The organism is Mesorhizobium sp. M1E.F.Ca.ET.041.01.1.1 (genome assembly GCF_003997355.1).
GTDB lineage: Bacteria > Pseudomonadota > Alphaproteobacteria > Rhizobiales > Rhizobiaceae > Mesorhizobium.
On the sequence record NZ_RZSL01000385.1, the window covers coordinates 1 to 5,998 of the forward strand.

General features: G+C 64.7%; 6 protein-coding genes and 1 pseudogene. 2 read left to right on the forward strand and 5 right to left on the reverse strand.

Translation table 11 applies throughout. The features are described 5' to 3' along the window. The 4 genes from EOA38_RS25350 to thrC all read right to left on the reverse strand — a co-directional run. Positions 1-694: 7TM-DISM domain-containing protein (locus EOA38_RS25350; RefSeq protein ID WP_281060117.1), on the reverse strand; the 694-nt coding region annotated here is incomplete at its 3' end. Between the two features lie 3 nt (positions 695-697). Next, complete coding sequence (locus EOA38_RS25355) at positions 698-1,294, reverse strand: GNAT family protein (protein WP_127221129.1); 597 nt, start codon at positions 1,292-1,294, stop codon at positions 698-700. A 15-nt stretch (positions 1,295-1,309) separates the two neighbouring features. Beyond that, positions 1,310-2,602 carry a pitrilysin family protein gene (locus tag EOA38_RS25360; protein WP_127300523.1) on the reverse strand — a complete coding sequence of 431 codons (1,293 nt, stop codon included), beginning with the start codon at positions 2,600-2,602 and terminating at the stop codon, positions 1,310-1,312. Positions 2,603-2,616: 14 nt separating this feature from the next. Beyond that, positions 2,617-4,014, reverse strand: a complete 1,398-nt coding sequence (gene thrC, locus EOA38_RS25365; RefSeq protein ID WP_127300524.1) for a threonine synthase — start codon at positions 4,012-4,014, stop codon at positions 2,617-2,619. A 128-nt stretch (positions 4,015-4,142) separates the two neighbouring features. Here thrC and EOA38_RS25370 point away from each other — a divergent pair, with 128 nt between their 5' ends. Continuing rightward, positions 4,143-4,886 carry a hypothetical protein gene (locus EOA38_RS25370; protein WP_127300525.1) on the forward strand — a complete coding sequence of 248 codons (744 nt, stop codon included), beginning with the start codon at positions 4,143-4,145 and terminating at the stop codon, positions 4,884-4,886. Between the two features lie 67 nt (positions 4,887-4,953). Here the strand turns inward: EOA38_RS25370 and EOA38_RS25375 are convergent, their stop codons facing one another. Next, complete coding sequence (locus EOA38_RS25375; protein ID WP_126095216.1) at positions 4,954-5,643, reverse strand: HAD family phosphatase; 690 nt, start codon at positions 5,641-5,643, stop codon at positions 4,954-4,956. Between the two features lie 171 nt (positions 5,644-5,814). Between EOA38_RS25375 and EOA38_RS25380 the strand changes: the two are divergent. Further along, positions 5,815-5,998: pseudogene (locus EOA38_RS25380) on the forward strand (site-specific DNA-methyltransferase); the annotation flags it as partial.

Genomic DNA, 5,998 nt, shown 5'->3' on the forward strand with positions numbered 1-5,998 from the left:
CGCAGATATAGGCGAGCACCGCCCAGGCGAGCGCGGCGGTCGCCGGGAACATCGAGGTCCCCTTGACCACGAACAGGATGGTCAGGAACAGCGCCAGAAGCCCGGCAATGCCGATGACGATGCCGCGGAACAGCGTGTAGGAATTGACCGAGTCCTTGTAGGATTCGGGATCCCATAGATAGACCTGCGGCAGCTTGGGCGAGGCGAGCTCGGCGATGAAGGTGACGACCGTCCCGGGGTTCAGCGTCACCCGGAAGACGTCGGCGTCGGGGCTGGTCTGGCGGTCGAGCGCGAAGCCTTCGCTGGGCGTGATCGCCGCGATGCGGGTCGAGCCGAGATCCGGCCAGAAGATGCCCGAATTCACCAGGCGGAAATGCGGCGCGACGATCAGCCGGTCGAGCTGCTGGTCGGTGGTGTTGGCGAGCGCGAACACCGCCCAGTCGCCGGTCGAACGCGCGTCGTTGGCTTCGACCTCGATGCGCCGCACGATGCCGTCGGGGCCGGGCGCGGTCGAGACCTGAAAATTCTCGCCCTGGTTCCGGTAGATCTCGACGGCGCCCGAAAGGTCGAGCGCCTTGTCGTCGCGGGCGATCTTGATCGGCTCGACGGCAAGCGCGGGCGCGGCTGCCGAGAGCGTGACGACGACCGCCAGGATGAGGGCGAACAGCGACGCGATTCGCGAAAAATTCGTCACATATCAGCCCTTCGTTCCATCACCCGGCGGATCGTCCGCGATCCGGGCGTAGAGGTAGTGATCCTGCCAGATGCCATTGATCCTGAGATAGGATCGCAGCAGTCCTTCGCGCCGGAATCCGGCTTTTTCAAGCACGCGGATCGACCGGGCGTTGTCGGGAATACAGGCAGCCTCGATCCGGTGCAACCTCAGCGTATCGAAGGCAAATCGGGACACCACCTTGACCGCGTCGGTCATCAGGCCGCGGCCGCCGAAACGCTCGCCGATCCAGTAGCCGATATGGCCGCTTTGGGCGACGCCGTGGCGGATGTTGCCGAGCGTGATGCCGCCGGCAAGCTTGCCGCTCGACTTCTCGAAGATGAAGAAGGCGATTGCCGTGCCTTGCGCATAATCCTCGCGGTAGCGGCTGATGCGCAGCCGCCAGGCGGTGCGGTCGAGCTCGTCAGGCTGCCAGCGCGGCTCCCATGGCTCCAGGAAGGCGCGGCTTTCGCCGCGCAGCGTCGACCACTCACGGTAGTCGTTGGTCAGCGGCACGCGCAGCGTGACCTTTTCACCCTTCAGTGCCGGCAGGTCGCGGCGAAAGAAAGGGAGCGCGAACATGGCGCGTGACGAAGTTTAGACGGCGAGCTTGCGGGCCGTTGTCTGCGGACCCGAAAGTGAATCGAGGATCGCCTCATAGGGCGCCAGCGTGCCCACGGGGCCCACCGCCGTCAGCGTCGGCTTGGTCGAGAACAGCCGCGACGAGAGGTCGGTGAGCCGGTCGACGGTCAGCGCCGCCAGCCGTTCCATCAACTCCTCCTTGGCGATCGGCCGCCCGAACAGGAGCAACTGCCTGGCGATCTGCGAGGCGCGGCTTGCCGGGCTTTCGGCCGACATGATGAGGCCGGCGCGATATTGCGCGCGCGCCCGGTCGAGCTCATCCTGCTGTATGCTCTCGCCGGCCTTCTGCAGCTCGTCGATGATGACCGGCACCAGCTTGGCGATATCGCTCTGACCGGTCGCGGCATGCACGCCGAAAATGCCGGTGTCGGAAAATCCCCAGTGGAAGGCATAGACCGAATAGCACAGGCCGCGTTTCTCGCGCACCTCCTGGAACAGCCTCGACGACATGCCGCCGCCCAGGATCATCGACAGCACCTGCGAGGCGTAGAAGTCGCGCACATGGTAGGCGCGGCCCTCGAAGCCGAGAACGATCTGCGCGTCCATCAGGTCGCGGTCCTCGCGGAAGTCGCCGCCGACATATTGCGCGTATTGCGGAATGTTGCTCGCGGCCTTGCCGCGGAAGCCGCCGAGCTGCTTCTCGACCTCGCGCACGAAATTGTCATGCTTGATGTCGCCGGCGGCCACGATCACCATGCGCTCGGCGCCGTATTGGCGCTCGATGAAATCGTGCAGTTGCCTGGAGGTGAAGGATTTGACCGTCTCTGGCGTGCCGAGGATCGAGCGGCCGATCGTCTGGTGGCGGAAGGCGGTTTCGGTGAAGCGGTCGAAGACGATGTCGTCGGGCGTGTCGTGCGCGGCGCCGATCTCCTGCAGGATCACATGCTGCTCGCGCTCCAGCTCTTCGGGATCGAATTCGGACTCCTGCAGGATGTCGGCCAGGATATCGACCGCCAGCGGCACGTCGCCTGAGAGCACCCTGGCATAGTAGGAGGTCGTCTCGACACTGGTCGCGGCGTTGATCTCGCCGCCGACATTCTCGATTTCCGAGGCGATCTGGAAGGCGCTGCGCCGCTTCGTTCCCTTGAACGCCATATGCTCGAGCAGGTGGGCCATGCCGTGCTCTTCGTCGCGTTCATTGCGAGCGCCCGACTTCACCCAGGCGCCAAGGGCAACAGATTCGAGGCTTGGAAGGGTTTCGGTGGCGACTGTCAGGCCGTTCGACAGACGGCTTACCTCAACACCCATATGGCAACTACTCCCTAATGGGCCGCCCGCGTGTGGCGGCTCACGTAATCTTCCACCATTTTTAGCTCGGATGGAAGTATCGTGTATTTTTCGTCGGCTGTCATCAAGCCGCCTAGCCATGCGGGCAGGGCTGGGGCAATGCCGCTGGCGGCCTCGACCGCCGCAGGAAACTTCGCCGGATGCGCGGTGCCGAGTACCACCATCGGGACGGCGCCGGAGGCATGGGCCGCCGCTACATGCACGGCGGCAGCCGTGTGCGGATCGAGCAGGTAGCTGCTCGCTTCAAGCGTCGAACGGATGGTTGCGGCGACCTCGTCGACGCTGGCGCGGCCGGCGTCGAACTCGGCGCGGATCCGCGTCATTTCGTCCGCCTCGATGGTGAAGGCACCGGACTGCTTCAGCCCGTTCATGTAGCGCCTGACCGTCGCGGCATCGCGGCCCGCGGCCTCGAACAGCAGGCGCTCGAAGTTCGACGACACCTGGATATCCATCGACGGCGAGGTGGTGGCGAACACGCCCTTGGTGCGGTATTCGCCGCTCGATAATGTGCGCGCCAGGATGTCGTTGTCGTTGGTGGCGATAATCAGCCGCTCGACCGGCAGCCCCATGCGCTTGGCGGCGTAGCCTGCGAAAATGTCGCCGAAATTGCCGGTCGGCACGGTGAAGGACACTGGCCGGTCGGGCGCGCCGAGCGACAGCGCCGAGGAGAAATAGTAGACGATCTGGGCCATGATGCGGGCCCAGTTGATCGAGTTCACGCCCGACAGCGACACCCTGTCGCGGAAGCCGTGGTCGTTGAACATGTCCTTCACCAGGCCCTGGCAATCGTCGAAATTGCCTTCGATCGACAGCGCATGGACGTTCGCAGCAGCCGACGTCGTCATCTGCCGCTGCTGCACCGGCGAGACCTTGCCGTTGGGGAAAAGGATGAAGATGTCGGTGCGGTCGCGGCCGGCGAAAGCATCTATTGCCGCGCCGCCTGTGTCGCCGGAGGTGGCGCCGACGATGGTCGCGCGTTTGCCCCGTTCGGCGAGCACATGGTCCATCAGCCGCGCCAGCAGCTGCATCGCCACGTCCTTGAAGGCGAGCGTCGGGCCGTGGAAGAGCTCGAGGACGAAGGTGTTTGCGCCGGTTTGCACCAGCGGGCACACCGCCTCATGGCGGAAAGTCGCATAAGCCTCGCGCACCAGCTTTTCGAAGACGGGCGCCGCGATCTCGCCGCCGAGGAAAGGCGTCAGGACGCGAATGGCAAGGTCGGGATAGGCAAGGCCGCGCATGGCGCGGATGTCGGCGGCCGAAAACTGCGGCCATTCGCGCGGCACGTAAAGCCCGCCGTCGCGCGCCAGCCCGGCCAGCACAGCGTCGGAAAATCCAAGCACGGGCGCATCCCCCCGGGTACTCACATATTGCATCGTCAAAGACCCATTGCTGCCGGTCGCGTCATCCACGGCAATTTGGTTAATTTTCCGAGCCGGCTCAGTCGCATTTTTGCCGCGGCGTTGATATACGTCACCGGCTTTGTGAGAGGGAAGTGCAGTTCATGGCGTTTTATTCGGTCAACCGTCGTTTTGTCGCGGGTCTGGCGCTTGCCGGCTTTATGCTTGCCGCCGCCGGCTGCCAATCGAGCGACAATGGCATTCTCGACTTCGGTTTCGGCAAGAAGGATCCGACCGCGCCGCCGCCGCCGCAGGACCCTCAGGTGCTCGCCAGCCAACTGCGCGCTTACTGCCCGAAGGTGACGCTGCGTGACGGCACCGCCTTCTTCAACACCTATGCCAAGGGCACCGCCGCCAAGCCGAAGAAAAAGAAGGGCGACGCCACGGCGGACGCCGAAGCCGAGGCAGCCGCCGCGGCCGCGCAGGCCGGCTCCAACGGGGCGCCGGTCGATCCCAATCGCGACCCCGCCAAGATCATCTACCAGGCCTCGATCACCGACGTGACACGCGACTGCACCCACGAGAACGGCCAACTGACGATGAAGATCGCGGTCGCCGGCAAGGTGGTGCCGGGGCCGCTGTTCGCGCCAGGCACCGTCACCATGCCGATCCGCGTCGCGGTTCAGCATGGACCCGACGTGCTCTATTCGCAGCTTCATCAGTATCAGGTGCAGGTCACCGATCCGTCGGCCGCGACGCAGTTCGTCTTCACCGACGCCAACGTCGTGGTGCCGGAGCCGACCGCGACCGACTACCAGGCCTATGCCGGCTACGACGAGAACACGCCGGCGCCTGCCGCGGACAAGTCGAAGGGCAAGAGGAAGACACGCGCCGCGGCGACGAACTAACCGAGGGTTAGCTACCGGAAGCACAGAAGACGCCGCCAGATGGCCGCAGGCGTGTGTACAGCGAGCCCTAGGCGTCCTCCGACCATTCCGACAATGCCGCGATCGTGCTGTTCAGTTCCGCCCAGCGGCGGATGACCGTTTCGGCGCCCGCTTCGGTCAGCGCGTCGGCATGGCCGGGATAGCTGTGGCCGGCGCCGGTGAAGCCGATGACGCGCATGCCCGCCGCCCTGGCGCCGGTGACGCCGTGCACCGAATCCTCGATGACGAAGGTGTTCTTCGGGTTCGCGCCGAGCTGTTCGGCGGCGTAGAGGAACACGTCCGGCGCCGGCTTGGTCTTCTTGCTGGGGATGTCCAGCCCCGAAAAGATGTGGCCGGCGAAGAACGGTAGCAGGCGCACCTTCTCCAGCATGAACTCGATCCGCTCCTTGCGCGAATTGGAGCAGACGGCGCGCGGTGCCGTTACGGCCGCCACCGCCTCACGGGCGCCGTCGATGACGCGCACGTCGCTGCGCAGCTTACGGTCGACCAGTTCCTCGGCGCGGTCGATCAGCGAGGCCTGGAACGGGATGTGCGATTTCTCCTCGAGCCGCAGCATGATGTCCTTGAAGGTCAGCCCGGCATAGGTCTCGAAAATCTCCTCCGCCGAGATCTCGAATCCGGCCGAAGTCAGAAGCTCTGCCTCGACGCGCGCGGCGACGATTTCGGAATCGACGAGTACGCCGTCGCAATCGAAGATGACAAGGTCTGGCTGGGGCATGGCAATCCGAAGCGTGGGAGGAAAATGGCCTGACGGGCCCAAGCGGCGCGGCATACACCAATGGGCCGGTCTTCGCAAATCGCGCGAGGCTCTTCAGCCTTCACCGAATGTTTACGCTGATCGGTAACCATAACAGGCAGTAAACCGTAACGCGTGCCTTTGGGTGTTTTGATGTCTGCCGTGCGTCTTCTCGACGAGCTTTCCCATGCTCCCCAGCAGTCCGAATGGCTGGACACGATCCTGAAAGGCGACTGCGTCGCCGCGCTTGACCGGCTGCCGGAAAAGTCGATCGACGTCATCTTCGCCGACCCACCCTACAATCTGCAGCTCGACGGCGATCTGCACCGGCCCGACC

Coding starts and splice junctions, on each gene's coding strand:
- EOA38_RS25355 (WP_127221129.1), bottom strand. CDS start 1,294: ATGTTCGCGCTCCCTTTCTTTCGCCGCGACCTGCCGGCACTGAAGGGT.
- EOA38_RS25360 (WP_127300523.1), bottom strand. CDS start 2,602: ATGGGTGTTGAGGTAAGCCGTCTGTCGAACGGCCTGACAGTCGCCACC.
- thrC (WP_127300524.1), bottom strand. CDS start 4,014: ATGCAATATGTGAGTACCCGGGGGGATGCGCCCGTGCTTGGATTTTCC.
- EOA38_RS25370 (WP_127300525.1), top strand. CDS start 4,143: ATGGCGTTTTATTCGGTCAACCGTCGTTTTGTCGCGGGTCTGGCGCTT.
- EOA38_RS25375 (WP_126095216.1), bottom strand. CDS start 5,643: ATGCCCCAGCCAGACCTTGTCATCTTCGATTGCGACGGCGTACTCGTC.